Here is a 1,115-nt window from a genome sequence, read left to right on the forward strand (position 1 = left end):
TCGCGGCCGACCGCACGCAGCGCTTCCAGTTCCAGATCGGAACCTCCTTCTGAGCGGAGTGCCCTGGCCATGGCTCGCATCCTGCTGGTGGAAGACGGACGCTACAGCAGCGCCCCGCTGCTGCTCGGCCACCTGCAAGGCGCTGGCCACGAGGTCGAGCAGGTCGAAGACGGCTCGGCGGCGCTGGAGCGCATCCTGAGCATGCCGCCGGCGCTCACCCTGCTCGACATAGTGCTGCCGCGCATCGACGGCATCCAGGTGCTGGAGACGGTGCGCTCGCACAGCAACCACCCGATCATCATGCTGACGGCGCGCGCGCAGGAGGCCGACCGGCTGCTGGCGCTCGACTTGGGCGCCGACGACTATGTCTGCAAGCCTTTTTCGCCGCGCGAGGTGGTGGCGCGCATCCACACGGTGCTGCGCCGGCATGCGCAGTGGCGCGATACGGCCGCCCGGCCCTCGGCCGCGGTGCGCTTCGACGATCCGCGCGGCAACGCCTGCCTGGAGGGGCGCGCGCTGAGGCTGACGCGCCGCGAGCTGCTGCTGTTGCGGGCGCTGTCGCGCGACCCCGGCCGGGTGTTCACGCGCTCCAAGCTGCTCGAAGCCGCGTTTCCGGAGGCGTTCGACGTCAACGAGCGCGCGGTCGACGGGCACATCAAGAACCTGCGCAAGAAGCTCGCGGCCGCCGTGCCCTCGCACGACTGGATCCGCTCGGTCTACGGCGTGGGCTTCAGCTTTGCGGAGCGGCCGGCCTGAGCTCGCGAGACTCAGCCTTCGGCGCGCGGCGGCACCAACGCGCGGGCGCGCGCAGTGCCTTCCAGCGCGCGAGGCCGCATCGGACGCATGCCACCGCCACCGGGCGGCGGGCAACCAGGGCCGCCAGGACCACCAAAGCCAACACCGGGCCGCGGCGGCCGGTCAGTCACCGGGTTCGCCGCCGGGTCCACCACCAGCGCGAGCGTGGCAACGTAGCGCTGCCGCTCCTCGCGCACCGCGCCGAGCACTGTTGCGCCGGCCTTCAGCGCGATGCCGTCTACGCTGTTCAGCGTGTCGCGCAGCCGCGCGCGCTGGTAGAGCGGCATCTGCGTGTAGAGAAACTCGCTCAGCGCATCGGG

1 protein-coding gene and 1 pseudogene are annotated in these 1,115 nt (G+C 71.7%); one reads left to right on the forward strand and one right to left on the reverse strand.

Annotation, left to right across the window (positions count from 1 at the left end; translation table 11 throughout):
• Nucleotides 1-69 precede the first annotated feature (69 nt).
• Nucleotides 70-756 (forward strand): response regulator, encoded by a 687-nt coding sequence (locus tag ACSFA3_RS25145; protein ID WP_435466808.1) that lies wholly within the window; start codon nt 70-72, stop codon nt 754-756.
• An 11-nt stretch (nt 757-767) separates the two neighbouring features.
• Here the strand turns inward: ACSFA3_RS25145 and ACSFA3_RS25150 are convergent.
• Nucleotides 768-1,115: pseudogene (locus ACSFA3_RS25150) on the reverse strand (intradiol ring-cleavage dioxygenase); the annotation flags it as partial.

The sequence above is a fragment of the Variovorax glucosi genome (assembly GCF_051216695.1).
Taxonomy (GTDB): Bacteria; Pseudomonadota; Gammaproteobacteria; order Burkholderiales; family Burkholderiaceae_C; genus Variovorax.

Excerpts from the sequence above, each read along its gene's own strand:
- ACSFA3_RS25145 (WP_435466808.1), top strand. The coding sequence starts at position 70 with ATGGCTCGCATCCTGCTGGTGGAAGACGGACGCTACAGCAGCGCCCCG.